This window comes from Bariatricus sp. HCP28S3_A4 (assembly GCF_052066395.1).
Lineage (GTDB): Bacteria > Bacillota > Clostridia > Lachnospirales > Lachnospiraceae > Allocoprococcus.
On sequence record NZ_JBQHSE010000003.1, the window covers coordinates 102,470 to 122,776 of the forward strand.

General features: G+C 44.3%; 15 protein-coding genes. 3 read left to right on the plus strand and 12 right to left on the minus strand.

Annotated elements, in window-relative coordinates; all coding sequences use genetic code 11:
- Positions 1–9: 9 nt before the first annotated feature.
- The gene (locus ACTNBF_RS02490) at positions 10–1,107 is read right to left on the minus strand and encodes a CobW family GTP-binding protein (protein ID WP_441024680.1); all 1,098 of its coding nucleotides are present in this window, start codon (positions 1,105–1,107) and stop codon (positions 10–12) included.
- A 172-nt stretch (positions 1,108–1,279) separates the two neighbouring features.
- On the opposite strand from ACTNBF_RS02490, the gene ACTNBF_RS02495 reads away from it, so the two are divergent.
- Positions 1,280–1,702, plus strand: coding sequence for a hypothetical protein (locus tag ACTNBF_RS02495; protein ID WP_427807250.1), 423 nt, complete (start codon positions 1,280–1,282; stop codon positions 1,700–1,702).
- Between the two features lie 110 nt (positions 1,703–1,812).
- On the opposite strand, the gene ACTNBF_RS02500 is transcribed toward ACTNBF_RS02495, so the two are convergent.
- The 4 genes from ACTNBF_RS02500 to ACTNBF_RS02515 form a co-directional block, all read right to left on the minus strand.
- Positions 1,813–3,420 (minus strand): CvpA family protein, encoded by a 1,608-nt coding sequence (locus tag ACTNBF_RS02500; RefSeq protein WP_441024678.1) that lies wholly within the window; start codon positions 3,418–3,420, stop codon positions 1,813–1,815.
- An 11-nt stretch (positions 3,421–3,431) separates the two neighbouring features.
- Positions 3,432–4,877 carry a TrkH family potassium uptake protein gene (locus tag ACTNBF_RS02505; protein ID WP_427819907.1) on the minus strand — a complete coding sequence of 482 codons (1,446 nt, stop codon included), beginning with the start codon at positions 4,875–4,877 and terminating at the stop codon, positions 3,432–3,434.
- 16 nt (positions 4,878–4,893) lie between these two features.
- Positions 4,894–6,249 carry a Trk system potassium transporter TrkA gene (gene trkA, locus ACTNBF_RS02510; protein ID WP_427807247.1) on the minus strand — a complete coding sequence of 452 codons (1,356 nt, stop codon included), beginning with the start codon at positions 6,247–6,249 and terminating at the stop codon, positions 4,894–4,896.
- 157 nt (positions 6,250–6,406) lie between these two features.
- Positions 6,407–8,485, minus strand: coding sequence for an elongation factor G (locus ACTNBF_RS02515; protein WP_427807246.1), 2,079 nt, complete (start codon positions 8,483–8,485; stop codon positions 6,407–6,409).
- Positions 8,486–8,679: 194 nt separating this feature from the next.
- Between ACTNBF_RS02515 and ACTNBF_RS02520 the strand changes: the two genes are divergently transcribed.
- Both ACTNBF_RS02520 and aroA read left to right on the plus strand, forming a co-directional pair.
- Positions 8,680–9,777 carry a prephenate dehydrogenase/arogenate dehydrogenase family protein gene (locus tag ACTNBF_RS02520; RefSeq protein ID WP_427807245.1) on the plus strand — a complete coding sequence of 366 codons (1,098 nt, stop codon included), beginning with the start codon at positions 8,680–8,682 and terminating at the stop codon, positions 9,775–9,777.
- A gap of 33 nt (positions 9,778–9,810) precedes the next feature.
- Complete coding sequence (gene aroA / locus ACTNBF_RS02525; protein ID WP_427819909.1) at positions 9,811–11,124, plus strand: 3-phosphoshikimate 1-carboxyvinyltransferase; 1,314 nt, start codon at positions 9,811–9,813, stop codon at positions 11,122–11,124.
- A gap of 49 nt (positions 11,125–11,173) precedes the next feature.
- Here aroA and ACTNBF_RS02530 read toward each other — a convergent pair whose 3' ends face one another.
- The 7 genes from ACTNBF_RS02530 to ACTNBF_RS02560 form a co-directional block, all read right to left on the minus strand.
- Positions 11,174–15,511, minus strand: a complete 4,338-nt coding sequence (locus ACTNBF_RS02530) for an SNF2-related protein (RefSeq protein ID WP_441024676.1) — start codon at positions 15,509–15,511, stop codon at positions 11,174–11,176.
- Between the two features lie 222 nt (positions 15,512–15,733).
- Positions 15,734–16,930, minus strand: a complete 1,197-nt coding sequence (locus ACTNBF_RS02535) for a glycine C-acetyltransferase (protein WP_427807242.1) — start codon at positions 16,928–16,930, stop codon at positions 15,734–15,736.
- 20 nt (positions 16,931–16,950) lie between these two features.
- Positions 16,951–18,003, minus strand: a complete 1,053-nt coding sequence (gene tdh, locus ACTNBF_RS02540; RefSeq protein WP_427807241.1) for an L-threonine 3-dehydrogenase — start codon at positions 18,001–18,003, stop codon at positions 16,951–16,953.
- Positions 18,004–18,273: 270 nt separating this feature from the next.
- Positions 18,274–18,726: a precorrin-2 dehydrogenase/sirohydrochlorin ferrochelatase family protein gene (locus tag ACTNBF_RS02545; RefSeq protein WP_427807240.1), complete on the minus strand. Its 453-nt coding sequence runs from the start codon at positions 18,724–18,726 to the stop codon at positions 18,274–18,276.
- 3 nt (positions 18,727–18,729) lie between these two features.
- Positions 18,730–19,371, minus strand: a complete 642-nt coding sequence (locus ACTNBF_RS02550; RefSeq protein WP_441088705.1) for a precorrin-8X methylmutase — start codon at positions 19,369–19,371, stop codon at positions 18,730–18,732.
- Positions 19,368–19,757 (minus strand): bifunctional adenosylcobinamide kinase/adenosylcobinamide-phosphate guanylyltransferase, encoded by a 390-nt coding sequence (locus ACTNBF_RS02555; RefSeq protein ID WP_427807238.1) that lies wholly within the window; start codon positions 19,755–19,757, stop codon positions 19,368–19,370. Before ACTNBF_RS02555 ends, ACTNBF_RS02550 begins: the two co-directional genes overlap by 4 nt.
- Positions 19,754–20,305 (minus strand): bifunctional adenosylcobinamide kinase/adenosylcobinamide-phosphate guanylyltransferase, encoded by a 552-nt coding sequence (locus ACTNBF_RS02560; protein ID WP_441024674.1) that lies wholly within the window; start codon positions 20,303–20,305, stop codon positions 19,754–19,756. Before ACTNBF_RS02560 ends, ACTNBF_RS02555 begins: the two co-directional genes overlap by 4 nt.
- Positions 20,306–20,307 lie beyond the last annotated feature (2 nt).

The following is a 20,307-nucleotide window of genomic DNA, read 5'->3' on the forward strand; positions in this document are numbered from 1 at the left end:
ACCTCCGGTCTAAATATGGAACAGCTTCATAAGCTCGTCTTCCTTCAGATCTGTTCCAATCACGCAAAGGCGGCCTGTATAATCAGCCTGTCCTGCACGGATCTCAAATTCCTCCGGAACCATATCAAACTGCTTCCATGAACCGTCTTCCATCTGAATAATGCCTTTTGCGCGAAGAATCGTTCCGTAAGCTTCCGTCTCTGTCAATGCTTTCAGGATAAAATCAAGTTCATCCTCGATATATTTGTGAGCTGTTTCTTTGCCCCAGCTTGTAAATACTTCATCCGCATGGTGATGTCCATGGTGATCATGATGATCGTGGCATCCGCAAGTGCAATCCGGACCATGGTCATGATGATGGTCATGGTCACAACACTCCTCATCGTGATGATGGTGATGATGCTCGTGATCACAGCATTCCTCCTCTTCATGATGGTGGTGATGATGCTCGTGATCGCAACATTCTTCCTCTTCATGGTGATGGTGTTCTTCCAGAATGCCTTCAATCTCGGCACCATGCTCCAATGCGCGCTGTACTGCTTCTTTTCCAAGTTCTTCCCACGGTGTTGAAATAATGGCCGCATCCGGATTCTTCTCTCTCAAAATATGAACACATTCTTCAATCTTTTCATCCTTCATCATCTGTGTTCTGCTGATTACGATCGTGGATGCATGCTCCACCTGATTTTCGAAGAATTCTCCGAAATTCTTCATATAAATCTTTGCCTTTTTCCCGTCCACAACCGTGATCCGGCCATCGATCTCAATATCTGCCTCTTCTTTGACACCTTCAATAGCCTTTACTACGTCAGACAGTTTTCCGACTCCGGATGGTTCGATGATCACTCTGTCCGGCTGATACTCTGTAAGAACTTTCTGAAGTGCTTTGCTGAAATCCCCGACCAGTGTACAACAGATGCATCCTGAATTCATTTCTGTGATCTCAACTCCTGCATCTTTAAGAAAACCGCCGTCGATACCGATCTCGCCGAATTCGTTTTCAATCAGAACCAGCTTCTCTCCGGGAAACACCTCCTCGATCAGCTTTTTTATAAATGTTGTTTTACCTGCACCTAAAAAACCTGAAATAATATCTACTTTTGTCATTTTTCATCCTCTTTTCAATCGATCTTTACGTCTGCATGGCTAATTGTATCACACTTCCTAAAAAGTTGCAAATAAATGGGGTTGTTTATCCTTTGTGATTAGTGTATAATGGTTCCAAGAGAAAGAGTACCATTTTTAGTACAAAATATACGTAAAAAGGAGACTTGTAGATATGGTAAATTTATTAACAGGCCCAAAGGGTAGTGGAAAAACACAGCAGATGATCGAGCGTGCGAATGAACTGGTGAAAGGTTGCGACGGACATGTATTTTTTATCAAGAAGAGCCATCGCGATACATACAGCTTATCTTTCAACATCCGCGCTATCTGCATGGATGATTACGATGTAATCACGAACATCGATGAATACCTGGGATTCATTTACGGTATGACAAGTGCAGACCACGATATTCAGGCAATTTTCATTGACGGTATTTTAAAACATGCTAATATCGCTCTTGAAAATATTCCTGCTTTTATTGAAAAACTGAAAAAGATTTCTAAAGACAACAATATCGATTTCTATATCAGCATCAGCGCTACAAATGAACAGCTCGGTGATGTGAACATGGAAGGCTGCCAGATTCTGAATTAAGATTGAAAATAAACAAGGGAAAGGACGTAACATATAAATGCTGCGTCCTTTTTTGTTCCTATACATAGACAAATATCTGCCGACATTCTCGCCGGCAGATATCCATTTCTTTATTTTTCCAGAGACAAAACCGTGTTCGTCTTCTCTCCTTTTTTATATTCTACAGTTACTTCATCACCAATTTCATATCGGATGATATCAATATAGTCCACAACAGACACATCAAAAATATCTTCCGAGTCTTCGATCATGATATAATAATGCGATGTTCCGTCAATGACCGCCTGTGCAATTTTAGTGATCTTTCCTTTGATTTCCAGAACTTCTCTTTCATCTTTTTCTGCTTCTTTCACTCCATTGGTAAGGAGAAGTTCATTATACTCCTGCTCACATTTGCTGACCGTATCACCAATCGCAACCAACTGGTACTTCTGGACGTTTACCATCGCATATTTCTTGACCAGACCGGCATCATCTTTCAGTGCGATGAAATACGTCGGCTCGCCCGAGATATTCAGAAGTAGCGGGAACGTAGCCACATAATGCAGATTCTGCACCTGACCTTCAGCTGAATCCATGGCAGAGTCCTCAATCGCACCTTCGACTGCATAGTATTTTGTCTCCATCGTTCGCTGATTCATCAGCACGAACCCGACGTTGGACTGATCGCTGTTTACAGAAGTTACACCTGTATAAACCCATACGTCATCATCGATTGCAAGATAATTATAGCCGTTCGTCGTCTTCAGGCAGTCTTTCTGACTCAGTATGCTGTTCAGGAAACCATGCTTTAACGAGCCATAATAATCATATAATTCTATCAGAAGATCTGCTGAATACGCACGGTCAATCCACTCCGGTACTTCATCGATCTTATAGTCTTCCATTTCACCGGTAATGGCATTACACAAAACCACACGTCCTACGGTTACCCCGCCAAACAGACCGATATTGTATTTCATTACCGGTGCGATCCAGTATGGAACTCCGTCATCGTCAATCTCAAAACTGAGATCCCCATAAATATAAGTCGGATGCGCAAACCTCAGATGACGATAAATATTCCTTCCAAAGTACTCACTGGTCGAATACTTCATACCTTCGTCCAGCTTTACCATTTCCGTTGTCTGGCTGGCCATGTCGATCCGGATATAAGCCGGGATTCCTTCTTTGCGGTTTGTAAACCATTTAATCAGACTGGCATACCGAAGCGGAGATACCCTGACCGGACGGTTTTTGTAGTTGATCTGGCTGTAAATATCATCGACTTCAAACTGCGAAACCATGTCAGACATACTTCCCATCTTGCGGTTACCCAGAATCTGTGCCGAATCCCTGTCGAGAAGCGGAATCTGATCAAAGGACAGTTCTTCAATATCCTGTGTAAATTCTCCGTCCTCCACCTTAAGAAGCTGCTGATATTTCTTTGCGTTGATCACCGGTGAAGAAAGAAAGCTTCCAATCAGGTATACCAGCAGAAGAACAATGAACAGTCCGATGATCACCTTCAAAAACTTGGAATCACTGATCTCCTTTCTTCTTGAAATTCCTCTTTTCAGGGCATAAATAATTCCAACAACGGCAACCAGTACAAGAATAAAGTACCATACATCCGCCGAATGAATATTAAATGCTGGGAGCGCCAGATAATAGTAGATTCCTGCCAAAATCAAAAAAATAACAACTCCCAGAATAGTTCCTTTCTTTTTCACATTCATTTCCTCCTCTTTTAAAATTTTTTATTCCAAAGTGTTGGTGTAAACAACATCAGGAATGGAAATATCTCCAGTCTTCCGATCAGCATATCAAAGCAAAGTACCAGTTTTGAAAAGCTATTGAATTTAGCAAAATTCTCCACCGGACCGACCAGTCCCAGCCCCGGTCCAACATTGTTCAGAGTCGTAAGTACCGCCGTAAAGGATGTCTCAAAATTATAATTGTTCGCAGAAACAAGCAAAACAGAAAGAGCAAGAATAATAATATATGCACTGATATAAACATATACGCCCCGCATGGTCTCTTCTTTCACCCTTTTTCCGTTTACCTTTACAATGGATACTCCCTTCGGGTGCAGCATCGACTTCAATTCCCGTCCGATACTCTTGATCAGGATCAGAAATCTGGAAACCTTGATACCACCACCCGTCGACCCTGCACACGCACCAATGATCATCAAAATCAGAAGCACCATTTTCGAAAGTTCCGGCCACAGATTAAAATCCACAGTCACGAAACCCGTCGTTGTTATGATTGCCGCCACCTGAAAAGAAGCATAGCGAAATGCTTTCCCAACAGAGTGATACATTGGAGTGATATTCACCACTATCATCACGACAGCGACTGCGATAATTCCCAGGTAAGCACGAAGTTCTTCATTTTTCAGAACATTTTTAACATCTTTCATTAACAGGAGGAAATACATGTTAAAATTAATCCCGAACAAAATCATGAAAACAGTGATCACACCATCAATATAAGCGCTGTTAAAATGTGCCACACTGTTATTGTAGGAATTAAATCCTCCGGTTCCGGCTGTGCTGAATGCATGCGTCACACTGTCAAAAAGGCTCATCCCTCCGCAAAGGAGCAGGATGATTTCCAATACAGTCAGAATGAAATACATACCATACAACAGTTGCGCCGTTCCCCTTGCCTTTGGGACCAGTTTGTCTGCTTCCGGACCCGGAACTTCCGCACGCATCAGATGCATGGAATTCTTTTCATCAAGGGATGTCAGCACCATTACAAACACCAGCACACCCATACCACCGATCCAATGCGTCAGTGCACGCCAGAAATTCATACATTTGGGCATACTTTCGATATCCATAAGTATAGTCGATCCCGTCGTGGTGAAGCCTGAAACAGTCTCAAAAAACGCGTCGATAAAATTCGGTATACACCCGGACAGAAAAAATGGAAGCGCTCCGAACAGTGACCAGAAGATCCATGCCGTCGCCACGATGATCAGCCCTTCTTTCGTGTAAATCATCGTATCTTCGGGTTCTTTTCTTCCCCATATGAAATAGCAGACGCAAAGGAGTGTCGACGCCACAAGAAAATATGCCGACTCCTTCTCACTGTACATAAGCCCTACCATCATCGGAATTAAAAGCAGAATCGCCTCAACCCCAAGCATTTTTCCAATGATATATTTTGTCATTTTCTTATTCATTGCTTACATTCTCCTGCTAAAGCATTATATCAGTGATATCCTGTACTTTTTTTTCTGTCGTTACCATCACTACACTATCCCCGACCTTCATACATTCATCACCATCCGGAATGATCACCTGACGTCCCCGCCCAATGCAAGCAATCAGGTTGTTCGCTTTAAAACTAAGTTCTTTCAACGGAATATTCGTATAATTTGTCTCTTCTTTGATAATAAACTCGAGAGCCACTACTCTTCCGCCGACAAGCTGATACATGGATTCAACATTGACGCTGCGAAGCGAATTCTGACGAGCACGCACATAACTCATAATCGCGTCAGCAGTCGCTGTTTTCGTGGAAACCAAAGCATCAATATCCAGTTCCTGCACCAATTGTGCTCTGCTGTCTTCATTGACCTTAGCCACTATCTTATCCACACCCTTGGTTCTTCCAAACAATGCAAGTATAATATTCTCCTCATCCACATTAGTAAGATTGATCATGGCATCTGCTTCTTCAATGCCCTCTTCAATCAGCAGATCATGATCTGCTGCATCTCCGCATATAATAGTCGCCTTCGGAAGCTCTTCACAGAGTGACTCACACTTTTTCAGATCTTTTTCAATGATCTTCACCTGCATTCCAAGAGCAATCAGCTGTTTTGCAAGATAATATGCCACTCGGCTGCCTCCGCAGATCATGACTTTCTTTACTTTTCTTTTTCTTCCGACAAATCGGAAAAACTCTTCGATATATTTATGGGAAGCGACCAAGTGAAGTCTGTCCCCGACCTTTACCAGAAAATCTCCATCCGGAATAATCACATCATTCCCTCTTCGCACCGCACAGATAAGCAGTTTAATCTGATACTTCTGATAAATATCAGAAAGCTTCATCCCGTCCAGCCTGCTCTGTTCTTTTACAATATATTCTACGAGCTCAGCTTTTCCTTTCATAAATGTCTCAACCTTTGCGGTATCGGGAAGAAGAATCGCCCGTGAGATTTCAAATGCTACCGCAAGTTCCGGATTCACTGCCATACTTAGTCTGAGATCCTCTTTCAAAAGATCAATTTGCTGATAGTAGATAGGATTTCTCACACGTGCAATGGTGTGCTTTGCTCCCAGTTTTCTTGCCAGAAGGCAGCTTACCATATTCAATTCATCTGTAGACGCACAGGCTATAACCAGATCTGCATTCGGAACTCCCGCCTGTCTCTGGATTTGAGCATCTGCTCCATCCCCGTTGATGCACATAATATCCAAATTATTGATTGCTTCTTTCAGTTTCCCTTCATTTCGATCAATCAGTACGACATCGTAATTTTCTTCGGATAATTGTGTCGTCAATTTATGTCCAACTTTTCCGTCCCCAATAATTACAATTTTCATTTAAGGCTACCCTTCATTTTTCTTTAGATTTACCTACGTAGCATACCACTTTTATGTCAAAAGTACAATAGCGAGGTCTGTAATTTAAAACGAATTAGTGTTGTTAAAGAAAGCCGGACAAAATGCCCGGCTTTTCTCTTGTTCTATCAAATTGAATTTACGCCTCTTCTGCAGCGCGTTTTGCGATTTCCTTCTCCTGAACATCATTCGGTGCCTGCTCATAACGGGCAAATTCATAAGAATATGTACCACGTCCGCCCGTCATGGAACGAAGCGTTGTACAATATCCAAACATACCTGTCATCGGCACATCCGCCTCAATCACCTGATATCCGCCTGCAACCGGATTCATTCCTAAAACTCTTCCACGACGTTTATTCAGATCTCCCATTACATCTCCGGTATAATCATCCGGAACCGTAACCTTAACGGATGCAATTGGTTCCAGAAGAACAGGACCTGCTTCCATGAAACCTTTCTTAAATGCCTGGCATGTTGCAGTCTTAAATGCCATTTCTGAGGAATCTACCGGATGGTAAGATCCATCGTAAAGAGTTGCTTTTACGCCAACAACCGGATATCCTGCCAGAGGTCCCTTAACAACAGAATCCTGAAGTCCCTTCTCAACAGCCGGGAAGTAGTTCTTCGGAACAGCTCCTCCCACAACCTCTTCTTCGAATACATACGGTGTCTCCAGATCTCCGGACGGTTCAAATCTCATCTTAACATGTCCGTACTGTCCATGTCCGCCGGACTGTTTCTTATACTTGGTATCCACATCGGAATTCTTGCGGATCGTCTCACGGAATGCAACTTTCGGAGTCTCAAGTGTAATACCAACTTTATAACGTTCTGCCAACTTGCTTGCCACAACTTCCAGATGCTGATCGCCCATACCATAGATAAGAGACTGACGGTTCTCACTGTCATTCACCACTTTCAGTGTTACATCTTCTGCCATCATTCTTGCAAGTGCCTGGGAAACTTTATCTTCATCACCTTTATTATTTACTACATATTTCATATATGTATATGGTTTGGAGTATTCGGTTCTTCCAAAAGAAACCGGAGTATTCTTTGTAGAGAGCGTATCACCGGTTCTTGTTGTACCAAGTTTTGCGATTGCTCCGATATCTCCGGCAAAAAGCTCGCTCACTTCTACCGGTTTATTTCCGTTCAGGGTGTAGATTTTACCAAGCTTTGCTTCTGCATCTGTCTCTGCATTATAAAGGATATCATCGCCTTTCAGTACGCCCGAACATACTTTCACAAAAGAGTATTTTCCGATAAACGGATCAACCATAGTCTTAAATACATATGCACTCTTCGGCTGTGCAAAGTCATAATTTGCCTCAAAGATCTCATTTGTCTTACGGTTGATTCCTGCACACTCACGATATTCCGGACTCGGGAAGAAACGTACAATATCAGAAAGGAGATTGGTTACGCCCTGCGCCTGAATATTGGAGCCCATCGCTACCGGAACGATCGAACCGTCCATAACTTCGCTTCTCATAGCAGAACGAATCTCTTCTACAGAGAATTCATCTCCTTCGAAATAACGTTCCATAAAGGCTTCACTCGTCTCAGCCACTGCTTCAAGAAGTTTCTCACGGTAAATCTGCAGATTCTCCTTTGAATATTCCGGAATTTCACATTCTTCTTTCTGTCCGAGACCTGTATATCTTCTTGCCGCATTCTTAATAACGTTTACATAGCCAACCAGCTTCTCGTTCTCACGAATCGGCATGAAATGAGGTGCGATTACTTTTCCGTATCTTGCTGTCAGATCTTCCACTACCTGACGGAAACTTGCATCATCCACATCCATCTCTGTTACATAAATCATTCGCGGAAGTTTATACTTGTTGCAGAGTTCCCATGCTTTCTCGGTTCCGACCTGAACACCAGCCTTACCAGAAACAACGATCACCGCTGCATCCGCCGCACTTACAGCTTCCTCTACTTCACCTACAAAGTCGAAATATCCAGGAGTGTCCAGAATATTGATCTTTGCTTTTTCCCACTCTATCGGAATCAGACTTGTGCTGATTGAGAACTTTCTCTTCTGCTCCTCTTTATCGAAATCACTGATCGTATTTCCTCCGTCAATGCTGCCCAAACGGTTCGTTGCTCCTGAAACATAAGCCATTGCCTCTGCAAGACTTGTCTTTCCACATCCCCCATGTCCCAAAAGAACAACGTTTCTTATTTCATCCGTTCTGTAAACCTTCATGCTGCTGCCTCCTTGTAAAAAGTTTCTCATGGGTACATTGTACTAAATATTGTTCAAAGTTACAACTATTTTATTTATTTTTAACAAAAATATCGCAACTCCTATTGCTTTTTCACTTTAAAGCGTTGCATTATTGACAGAATTCGTTTTATCATTTAAAATGAAAGTTAATGTTTAGAAAGGATTCTTTAGCTATGAAACAGAAGAAAATCGGATTTATTGGTCTCGGACTGATCGGCGGGTCCATTGCCCGGGCCATCCGCCGTTACTATCCGGATTACGAGATAATTGCATTCGATAATAATAAAGAAACACTGGCACTTGCAACACAGGAATCGGTCATTCATGTAGCCTGCACGTCGATCGATGACAATTTCCGCGACTGCGACTACATTTTCCTCTGTGCCCCTGTGGCATTTAATACCGAATACCTGAAGATGATGACGCCCTATCTCCATGACGGACTGATTCTCACTGACGTTGGGAGTGTAAAAACTCCGATGCATGAGGAGATTGAACGTCTGGGACTGGGGAAATACTTCATAGGCGGTCACCCGATGGCCGGTTCTGAGAAAAGCGGATTTGCAAATTCCAAACCGCTTTTAATTGAAAACGCTTATTTCATCCTTACTCCTTCTCCGGAAGTTTCCAAAGAAAAAATACAGAGCTATTCCGAGTTCGTGGAGGCTCTCCATTCCATTCCTGTCGTGCTTGATTATCAGATCCATGATCAGATTACCGGCACGATCAGTCATCTTCCGCATATTATCGCCGCATCCCTGGTTAATTTTGTGCGGAATACCGATACTCCGGATGAACTGATGAAGAATCTTGCGGCGGGCGGTTTTAAGGATATCACAAGGATTGCTTCTTCTTCACCGACGATGTGGCAGCATATCTGCCTTCAGAACGGAAAGAATATTTCCCGGATTCTGGATGAATATATTCAGATGCTGACTCAGGCTAAATCACTGATCGATGCAGGCGATTCTCAGGCAATTTATGATATGTTTGACCATTCCAGAAATTACAGGAATTCGATCCCTGACGGTTCATCGGGACCGATCCGGAAGACGTTCGCCATCTACTGCGACATACCGGATGAGACCGGCGGCATTGCAACAATCGCTACGATCCTTGCGTGCGGCGGTGTCAATATCAAGAATATCGGAATTGTAAATAACCGCGAATTTGAAGAAGGCGTTCTTAGAATTGAATTCTACGACGGCAATTCCTGCGATAAAGCTTCCGCTCTGCTCAGAAAGCATCGGTATATCATATATGAAAGATAACGAATCTACAATCAGAAAGGAATATACATAATTATGGAAATTCATACTTCCCACGGACTTCACGGTGAGATTGAAATCCCCGGAGACAAGTCCATTTCCCATCGTTCCGTTATGTTCGGGGCACTGGCCAAAGGTACAACTGAGATTACTCATTTTCTTCAGGGAGCGGACTGTCTGTCTACGATCGGATGTTTCCGCGCTATGGGGATCGAAATTGAGAATACGCCGGAAAAGATACTGGTTCACGGCAGGGGGCTTCATGGTCTGACCGCTCCGGCCGGAACGCTGGATGTCGGGAACAGCGGTACAACCACCCGCCTGATCTCCGGAATCCTCTCCGGGCAGCCCTTTGCCACCACTTTATCGGGAGATGCCTCTCTGAATTCGCGCCCCATGAAACGGATTATGGAACCGCTGTCCCTTATGGGTGCCGATATTCAAAGTCAGAACGGTAATGGCTGTGCGCCGCTTCAGATCAACCATCACCTGAATCCCGGATCACACCCGGAGCTGAAACATATTCACTATCGTTCCAGGGTGGCATCCGCGCAGGTCAAATCCGCCGTTCTTCTCGCAGGACTTTATGCCGACGGTGTGACTGAAGTTACAGAGCCTACGCTGTCCCGCAATCATACGGAGCTGATGCTGAATGGATTTGGGGCAAATGTAATAACCATCAATCATGACGACGGAAGCGCCACGGCCTCCATTCAGCCATGCGAAGAACTTTTTGCCCGGCAGATTCAGGTTCCCGGTGACATTTCTTCCGCAGCATACTTCATTGCCGCCGGACTTCTGGTGCCGAACTCTGAACTGCTCATCCGAAATGTCGGGATCAACCCGACCCGCGCCGGACTTCTCGAAGTATGCCGCGCTATGGGCGCTGATATCACTTATGTAAACCAGACCAGTGCCAGCGGAGAACCGACCGCCGATCTGCTTGTAAGATCCAGTTCACTTCACGGTACGACGGTAGAAGGTGCGATCATCCCGACTCTCATTGACGAGATTCCAATGATCGCTGTAATGGCAGCTTTCGCAGAAGGAACAACTGTGATCAAAGATGCCGCTGAACTCAAAGTGAAGGAAACCGACCGGATCAAAACAACAACGGAAGCTCTGCTTGCCATGGGCGCAGACGTGGTTCCTACCGAAGACGGCATGATCATCCACGGTGGAAATCCTCTCCACGGCACGGACATCAACAGCTATCTGGATCACCGCATCGCAATGGCATTTTCCATCGCCGGACTTGCTGCTGCGGGAACGACCACAATACAGGACAGCCGGTGTGTCGATGTCTCTTACCCGGAATTCTATAAGTCTCTGGGCGCATTGAATCAGTGATTGAAATGCAAATGTTTTAAAAGGGAACGCAAAACTGCGTTCCCCTTTTTTATGCCTGATTGGAATCCAGAAGTTCCAGCAATTCATCTCGGTTCATACTTCCCAAATATCCATTCTCTCCACTTAAGATCTGGGTAGCAAGATCAGTTTTCTTCTCTTGCAGCTTTTGAATCTTCTCCTCAATCGTGTTCTTCGCCAGGAGTTTATACACTGTCACTTTCCGCGTCTGACCGATTCGGTGCGCACGGTCTGTCGCCTGATTCTGAACCGCCTGATTCCACCATGGATCATAATGGATGACCACATCTGCACCGGTAAGATTAAGTCCGACTCCACCTGCTTTCAATGAAATCAAAAATACCGGCGTATCTCCTTCGTTAAATTCCCTGACAAGCTCAAGACGTTTTTCTTTTGCGGTGCTTCCCGTTATCAGGAAATACGGGATTCCCGCCTTATCAAAATTCTCCTTCAAAATATCCAGCATAGAAGTAAACTGTGAAAACAGCAGGATACGATGTCCGCCATCCATCGCACTCTGCACCAGATCCAGACATGCATCAACCTTCGCGGCTTCTCCGCGATAGTGTTCAAAACAAAGCGAAGGATCGCAACAAATCTGCCGAAGCTTCGTGATTTCCGCTAATACCTGCAGCTTATTCTTATTAAACTCCTGATTGTCCTGCTCGGAAATTACCTGTTTCAAATGCAGTACCTGTCCATCATATAACTTCTGCTGTGTATCTTCAAACTTGACATACCTGATTTCTTCCATTTTCTCCGGAAGGTCTTTCAAAACATTCTCTTTCAGCCTTCTCAGGATGAAAGGAGCCGTCATCTTCTGTAGTCTCTTTGTAGCAGCCTCATCCTGATTCTTTGCAATCGGAATCTCAAGTTCTTTTCGGAAAGCTTCGTAAGAATATAAGAATCCCGGCATGAGATAATCGAAGATGCTCCAAAGCTCACTTAAGCGATTCTCGATCGGGGTTCCCGTCAGAGCATACCTGGTTTTGCTTTGTATCACCTTAACTGCTTTGGCTGCAGCTGTTGAATGATTTTTTATATACTGCGCTTCATCAATGATCTCATAGAGAAATGTTTTTTCGTCATAAAACCCAATATCACGTTTGAGCAGGTCATAAGACGTAATCAGCACATCCACATCCTTCCAGTTTTCAACAATATTCCGGCGCTCATTCTGCGTACCGGCAACCACATTTACCCGAAGTTCCGATGCAAAGCGGCTGAACTCTTCCTGCCAGTTGAAGACCAGAGAAGCCGGCGCTATGATTAGAGACGTTCCTTCTTTTCCTTCTTGTTTTGCAGAAAGAAGCACAGCAATCGCCTGCAGCGTCTTCCCAAGTCCCATATCATCCGCAAGGATTCCGCCAAATCCCCACTCCTCCAGTGTTCGCAGCCACTTAAATCCATCTTTCTGGTAAGGACGCATCACTTTGCTTAAACTCTCTGGCTCTTCAAAGTCCGCTTCCTTTACCGTCTTAAATCCTTTAATGATCTTACGGAAATGACTGTCTCTGTTACTGTAAATGCTCTCGTTTTCTTCCAGCAGTTTATCCAGATAAAGCGTCCGATACATCGGAAGATGTAGTTGGCCTTTCAGGAACTCTTTTGGCTTCACATGCAGTCCCTGAATCATCTCATTTAAAGCTTCCAGTGGAGAATTCTCCAGATCAACGAAGGAGCCATCCTTTAACCGGTAATATTTTTTCTTTGTGCGATAACTCTGCAGAAGTTCCAACAGTTCCTGCATCGGTACATCCGTAGTCGAAATTTCCAGATTCAGCATTCCCTCGGAGACAGATACCCCCGCAGATACACGAACTCTATTGATCGTACGGTATCCCAGGAAGCTTTTCGTGCATCTCACTTCGCCCAGCTCCAGCATCTTATCCAGCCCGTTCTTCATCAGATTATAGATTCGTTCCTCATCTTTTCCACAACTGAAGCTTTCACTTTCCCAATTAATTTCGGGTAAATACTGAAACAGATATGCTATGGTTTCCTGTTCTCTCTCATAATCACGAAAGGCAGCCATGTTTTCAATTAATTCATCATCAAAATAGTCAGTCAGAGAGAACTCCTGTTCTCCGTAACACGCCAGTGCACGGCATACGACATCCTGCTCCGGTGCATCCAGATCAAATCGAAACTGTACTTCCGGCGGCAGATACGAACGGAATTTTTCCGGTTCCGCTTCCGTAATATCTGCTACTTCACGTAATTGTGGAAGAGTACGGTAAAAAAACTCTGCCATATGATTGCGTCCTACCAAGAAGGCAATTGAGCCACCATCAGCCGCTCTTGTCAGAGGTTCCATTTTGCCAAGAAATTCTGGTTCCACTTTCATAAAATGAGTACCACTGATATAGTAGGCTGTATCTACTCCATAGAATAATTCCGGCAAGTTTCCTCTGACTCTCACTCCATGGAATTCCTTGTGCGTCCCCAGTGTATCCGCACTGATTCTCATCTGGATCTTCGGTTCACCGATTCCCGGTTCCAGATAAATCTTTTTCACCGGTGACTTGTCGCGGTTTTCGTACTCGACAGGCTCTCCTCCCATCTGATTATAGAATTCGTCCAGCCTCCATCCATAGAGATCAACAGAACCTCCCACATCCTGCTTCTGGTAAGAATAATAGTTTCTTGATTCCATCATTCTCCGCGCAAATGCATTCTCATCCCGGACAATCTGATTAATAAAATGGATCCATTTCCGGCTTTCTTCTGTGAAATTCTCAATATTATGATTAATATTCGTACTGCTTCCATACACTGCCGTTGAAGCATTCTTAACATTCTCACAGAATTCATTCAATTTTTTTACTACAAACAGTTTGTTCTCTCCCACCTTGAAAGTCAGTGTCAGTTTTCCATCCTTCATGACCAGTCTCGGAACCAGACGCAGATTCTTCGGTTCTGCTTCCATATCCGACACAAATTTCGTCATTCGTTTATTGGAAAAAGAGGAAAGGACCCGTTTTCCACTGTAGTCCGTTGCATCTCCGATGTTCTGATCCTTTAAAATCCTTTCTGTCTCAAGTAAGGCTCCCGCCTTATACTTGCAAAACTGATTCTTCGAATAATACCAGCCATAATAATTCATCCGGCACTCAGGGCAATGACACTGAAGAGACAACAGTTCATCTCTGGCAAACTGGACATAAACCGGAAATTCGATCCCGTCTTCCTCACAACTGAAACTGATCTGTCCCAGTATTTCTCTTGTCATCTGATTATAACCGGTTCCTACCTCATCTAATCTGAGTTTGCCGTTTCTGATCACTTTCTCAGCTTCACTCTGCACTGCCTTCGAAAATTTCATCGCATTTCTGATAACCTCGGGTCTGAAGTAAGAATAGTTCTCTAATGCATTCATTCTCTTTTGAGCCTTTTCTGAATCCATTTCTTCTGAGTCATCATGCCATGGATTTTCCAAAGTCTCATAATCCTTTTTCAGCATCTGTCTTCTTGCTCTTTCCTGCTGACGCTTCTTTACTTCAGACAGCATTCTCTCCTCGGCCAGCCGCTGTTCTTCTTTTCGGCGCAGTTCCTCTGCAATCCGTTCTTCTTCTGCCTTCCTGAGTTTCTCAGCCTTGCGCTTTTCTTCCTCTTTTTTCAGTTCTTCAGCTCTGCGTTTTCCTTCTTCCTCCAGACGCCGTTTTTCTTCTCGCCTTTTCGCTTCTTCCTTTTTCTTATTTCGGATTTCTTCCTTCCTGGCCTCTTCCGCACGGATTCTCTCCGCCTCTTTTTCGCGGCGCTGTTCTGCTATTTTCTTTCGTTCCTCATCCTGCCGTGCTTTTTTCGCTTTTCTCTGCTCTCTGGCAAGCTTCTTTGCAGCTTTTTCTTCTTCCTGACGTTTCTTTTCTTCCACAGCTTTTTCTTCTTCGATTCGTCTCTTTTCGCGTGCCGCTTCTTCCTCCTCCAGGCGTTTCTTTTCTTCCGCAACTCTTTCTTCTTCACGACGCTTCAGTTCTTCTTTTTCATATGCTGTTCTTCTCCTTTTTATCTGAAGCTTCGATTTTTTTTGCTCTTCTGCTGCATGCTTTTCTTCGTTCTCCCTCCATAGCTTCATGAGTTCCTCTTCATTTTTTCGACTCTGTTCTGCCTCTTTTCTCATGTCAATCGCATAGAGTACTGCCGCCATGTGCCTGCAGTTTTTCCCACTTTTCGCGATTGCGCACTGGCAGTTCATACGTGAAATGTCATCATCCGTCATTTTGATAACAACCTCTGCTCGTTGTCTCTCTAATACTGCTGCCGAATACCCTTTCTCTGTCCTGGTCAAATCAACAACCTTTCTGTTCAAGCATGCCTTTTTGCCCCATTCCAGTGATGTTTCATCGAATCTTTCTTTCCATTCTTTCATTTGTAATGCTCCATCATATCTATCTTTACGCAATTACTACCATTTAGCCTACAAAAACAAATCTCTGACTTTAAATACATTCTTTTTCAGTATATCAGTTCCTTTCTTCATTTACAACTGAACATTCTTCATCGTTGGCAACTATTCAACCCGTTTCTCCGAAGCACAAAAAAGGAGGACATCTCCTTCCCCAAAGAGACATCCTCCAAAATCTATCTATAATTATCTTCCGATTTCTTCTCTAACTTCCTTGAAGCATTTTACAATGAAATCGATATCTTCTTTTGTATGGCTTGCGCAAACCTGTGTACGGATTCTTGCTTTTCCCTTCGGTACGACCGGATAAGAGAAGGCTACTACGTATACACCTTTTTCCATCATTTTCTTTGCATATTCGCCTGCCAGTCTTTCGTCATACAGCATAACCGGTACGCATGGGTGGGTTCCCGGAATGATGTCGAAGCCGTTATCAACGAGCTGTTTGCGGTAGTAAGCAGTCACTTCTTCCAAGTGATCGCGAAGCTCTGTGCTTTCTTCCAGCATGTTGAACATCTCAATGCTTGCGCCTGCGATTGCCGGTGCAAGAGAATTGGAGAACAGGTACGGACGGCTTCTCTGACGAAGAAGATCGATGATTTCCTTACGTCCGCTCGTATATCCGCCGGAAGCTCCGCCAAGTGCTTTTCCAAGTGTTCCGGTAATGATATCAACACGTCCTTCTACACCGCAGTACTCTGCAGTTCCGCGTCCATGTTTTCCTACAAAGCCAACGGCATGGCTGTCATCAACCATAACCAGCGCATTGTATTTATCAGCAAGATCACATACACCTTTCAGATTGCAGATGATTCCGTCCATAGAGAACACACCGTCTGTTGCGATCAGTTTGATTCTTGCGCCTGCTTCATCTGCAGCTTTCAGCTGTGCTTCCAGGTCTTCCATATTGTTGTTTTTATAACGGAAACGTTTTGCTTTGCAGAGACGTACTCCGTCGATGATGGATGCGTGATTCAGTTCATCACTGATGACTGCATCTTCTGCTGTCAGGATCGTCTCAAAAAGGCCACCGTTTGCATCAAAGCAGGAAGAGTAAAGAATCGTGTCATCGGTTCCGAGGAAGCTGGAGATCTTCTTCTCGAGCTGTTTATGAATGTCCTGTGTTCCACAGATAAAACGGACAGATGCAACTCCGTATCCCTTTTCATCATATGTTTTCTTTGCTGCTTCAATCAGACGCGGGCTGTCTCCCAGTCCAAGATAGTTATTTGCACACATGCAAAGCAACTCTCTGCCGTCTTCCATCTTTACTCTAGCTCCCTGCGGAGAAACGAACGGAGCCTCGCCTTTAAAAAGTCCTGCTTCCTTAATGTCTTCTACTTCTTTTGTATAAATACTTAAAATATCATTCTTACGTGCCATTTACTGCGGTCCCCTTTCTATTAATCGTTGATATGTGCCCAGTCAAGAATTACTTTTCCTGATTCTCCGGAAATCATTGCTGCAAATCCCTTTTCGTAATCTCTGATGTCAAAACGATGCGTGATGATCGGAGAGATATCCAGTCCGGCCTGAACCATAGTAGACATCTTGTACCATGTATCCCATACTTTTCTTCCGTAAATACCGCGGATATTCAGTCCGTTGAAGATTACGGTCTCCAGATCTACCGTAGCATCTGTTCTCTGAAGACCCAGAAGTGCGATATTTCCACCATGTTTCATGTTGTGGATCATATCATGAAGAGCCACCTGGCTTCCGGACATTTCAAGACCCACGTCAAATCCTTCTGTCATTCCGATTTCCTTCATGACATCCGGCAGTTTTTCCTGTGTCAGATTGACCGTTCTTGTTGCTCCGAGTTTCTTCGCAAGATCCAGACGATACTGGTTCATATCTGTAATAACAACATGTCTTGCTCCTGAGAATTTTGCGATTGCTGCTGCCATAATACCGATCGGACCGGCACCTGCAATCAGAACGTCTTCGCCAAGCATATCATAAGAAAGTGCTGTATGTGTTGCATTTCCAAACGGATCAAATATTGCATAGAGTTCCTCATCGATAGCCGGGTTGCATGGCCATACATTGGATGCCGGAATTACCAGATACTCAGCAAACGCACCGTTTCTGTTTACGCCAACGCCCTTTGCATCTTTACAGTTCTCCTTGTGTCCTTCCAGACAGTTACGGCATTTGCCGCAGGTGATATGTCCTTCACCGGATACCAGATCGCCCGGTTTGAATCCCTGTACACCGGCTCCGACTTCTACAACTTCGCCTACATACTCGTGTCCGGCTGTAAGTCCGATCGGGATCGTGTGCTGTGCCCAGTCATTCCACTGATAAATGTGTACGTCCGTACCACAAATTGCATTTTTGTGGATCTTGATCTTCACATCATTTGGTCCAACCTCCGGGATCGGTACTCTCTTCATCCAAAGTCCCTGTTCCGGTTTTTCTTTCACCAGTGCCCACATCATATTATCATTCATGTTTTCAACCTCCGTGCTTGAAATATTTCCCTTAACCGTTACTTATATCATAAGGAAAATCAGCCGGATTTTCAACACTTTTTTCCGTGTATTGCGCACATTCTACAAGTTTATGTTTTTGTGTCACGCACATAAACAAACGTTTTTCACCGAAGAACACATTTATGCACAAAGTACAAACCCAATCCCGTATTTTTATATATTTTTACCAAATACGCTGCAACAATTTGCACAAACCTCATATTTTTGTCTTTGTACAGCGTACACCGCTCACTCCAACATCCCTTCAATTCTTTCTCTGACAGACTTTACTTTTCCGGGATCCGTCCCACCGGAGCCAATTCCGATCACGATTTCGTCTTTTATAACAATAGATGGAAAATAAAAATCGCACAGTTCTTTCTGATCACAAGTATTGACCGGGATTCCATGTGCATTACAGTAACACACGATCTGCCTGTTCAATCTGTGATTGTTAGTGGCTGCAAACACGATGTCCGCCCCCGCAAGATCCTGCTCTTCGAACTTTTTTCTGATACAATGAACCTTCTGTTCTTCTTTCAGTCTCAGGACCTCTTCACATATCTCAGATGCTATGACATGAATGTTCCCTGAAAATGCCAAAAGGGTCCGTATACGCCGTGCCGCGATCACGCCTGCCCCGATCACAACGATCTTTTTCTCCGAAATATCCACAAACATAGGGAAATAAGACTTCCGCATGGTTTACGCCTCCTGATCCAGCATATAAAGAAGGGCATTGCAGATACATGCTGCGATATTGCTTCCTCCTTTTCTTCCCTTTGCGACGATATAAGGTGTATCCTTCAGTCCAAGGATCAGCTCTTTGGACTGTACCACATTCACAAATCCCACCGGCACTCCGATGATCAGCTCGGGATTTATTTTACCTTCTTTAATTAATTCATACAATCTCACCAGCGCTGTCGGCGCGTTACCGATTGCGAAAATCAGCTTCTCGCTTAACTCGGCCGCTTTGTCCATGCTGGCCTGGGCACGGGTTGTTCCTCCTTTTTTTGCGGCCTCTGCCACGTCCTCATCGGACATAAAGCAGTACACGTGTCCTCCGTATTCAGCCAGCTTCTTTTTGTTGATCCCTGATTTTCCCATCTGAGTGTCCGTCACGATCGACGCACCGCCGCGCAGGGCTTTAAGCGCCCTTTCCACAACATGATCCGAAAAAACCAGATTGTCGACATAATCAAAATCAGCGCTGGTATGGATACATCGCTTTACGATTGGCTCCGTCCCCGGAATGAGGATCGTATCTCCCAGTTCCTCTGTAATAATCTCAAAACTTCTCTTTTCTATCTCCGCAGGCTTTACCTGCTCCAATTCTATTTTCATCGCACATCTCCTCCTTTGATTGGCAGTCCGATACCACACACCACCCGGTCCACGCGTTCGGAAAATGCTGCAAGCCTGGTGCAGATCCGTCCTGTCTCTTCACGATATCTGCGCTCGAAAGCATCGATCGGGACGAGTCCGTATCCAATTTCATCTGTTATGATCACAATTTGTGGATTTTCCCGAATGATTCTGTCTGCAAACAGTCTCATCTCTTCATATTTTTCCATTGACTTTCGGATATACAGATGAAAATGATAGACTCCTTCACACTGAAGCAGCTCTTCTTCCGAGCACGCCGCTCCATCCACCCATCTGATCCCGGGATATTCTTTTTGGGCATATTCCATTTTTCCCTGGAATGCCCCGCCAATGATCATTCTCATCTCTTCACCTCCACCGGAATTCCGTAAACCACTTCCGTTACCTGATCTGCCATTCCTGCCATACGGCAGTTGACCGTCCCAAGCACCTCTTTATATACAGTCATCTCGGGGGAATCCGGTACACTTTCGGCAAAAACTTCATTTGTAACGACCACAAGCAGACAGCTGTGATCGACAAGAAAGCGGATTCCTTCCATAATTATTTCAGCCGAATTCTCCCCTGCACCGTTCTCTTCATATAGTTCATTTGCGGCAAGATTCGACATACACTCCAACAAAACCAATGGTTTACATGCTTGTTTTTCTTCATCAAACAGCCCGATAAGCTGTTTTTTCAAATCCAGATAGCATTCAACAGTACAGAACCCTTTTCCTTCTCTCATTTTCCGGTGGCGTTCGATTTTCTGTTTTGTCTCCTCCCCAAAGGGCATCATCGTAGCAAGGTAATACCGTTTTCTCCAGGGCTCTTTTTCTCCAAATTCCGTGATCAGCTGTTCTGCGTATTTCGATTTTCCGCTTCCGCTTCCTCCTGTCACCAGATGGAACATAC

Bases quoted from the DNA above. Each gene is read 5' to 3' on its own strand.
- ACTNBF_RS02490 (WP_441024680.1), bottom strand. From the start codon at position 1,107: ATGACAAAAGTAGATATTATTTCAGGTTTTTTAGGTGCAGGTAAAACA.
- trkA (WP_427807247.1), bottom strand. From the start codon at position 6,249: ATGAAAATTGTAATTATTGGGGACGGAAAAGTTGGACATAAATTGACG.
- ACTNBF_RS02550 (WP_441088705.1), bottom strand. From the start codon at position 19,371: ATGAAAATAGAATTGGAGCAGGTAAAGCCTGCGGAGATAGAAAAGAGA.
- aroA (WP_427819909.1), top strand. From the start codon at position 9,811: ATGGAAATTCATACTTCCCACGGACTTCACGGTGAGATTGAAATCCCC.
- ACTNBF_RS02520 (WP_427807245.1), top strand. From the start codon at position 8,680: ATGAAACAGAAGAAAATCGGATTTATTGGTCTCGGACTGATCGGCGGG.
- ACTNBF_RS02545 (WP_427807240.1), bottom strand. From the start codon at position 18,726: ATGCGGAAGTCTTATTTCCCTATGTTTGTGGATATTTCGGAGAAAAAG.
- ACTNBF_RS02495 (WP_427807250.1), top strand. From the start codon at position 1,280: ATGGTAAATTTATTAACAGGCCCAAAGGGTAGTGGAAAAACACAGCAG.
- ACTNBF_RS02530 (WP_441024676.1), bottom strand. From the start codon at position 15,511: ATGAAAGAATGGAAAGAAAGATTCGATGAAACATCACTGGAATGGGGC.
- ACTNBF_RS02555 (WP_427807238.1), bottom strand. From the start codon at position 19,757: ATGAGAATGATCATTGGCGGGGCATTCCAGGGAAAAATGGAATATGCC.
- ACTNBF_RS02505 (WP_427819907.1), bottom strand. From the start codon at position 4,877: ATGAATAAGAAAATGACAAAATATATCATTGGAAAAATGCTTGGGGTT.
- ACTNBF_RS02500 (WP_441024678.1), bottom strand. From the start codon at position 3,420: ATGAATGTGAAAAAGAAAGGAACTATTCTGGGAGTTGTTATTTTTTTG.
- ACTNBF_RS02560 (WP_441024674.1), bottom strand. From the start codon at position 20,305: ATGTTCCATCTGGTGACAGGAGGAAGCGGAAGCGGAAAATCGAAATAC.
- ACTNBF_RS02515 (WP_427807246.1), bottom strand. From the start codon at position 8,485: ATGAAGGTTTACAGAACGGATGAAATAAGAAACGTTGTTCTTTTGGGA.
- ACTNBF_RS02535 (WP_427807242.1), bottom strand. From the start codon at position 16,930: ATGGCACGTAAGAATGATATTTTAAGTATTTATACAAAAGAAGTAGAA.
- tdh (WP_427807241.1), bottom strand. From the start codon at position 18,003: ATGAATGATAATATGATGTGGGCACTGGTGAAAGAAAAACCGGAACAG.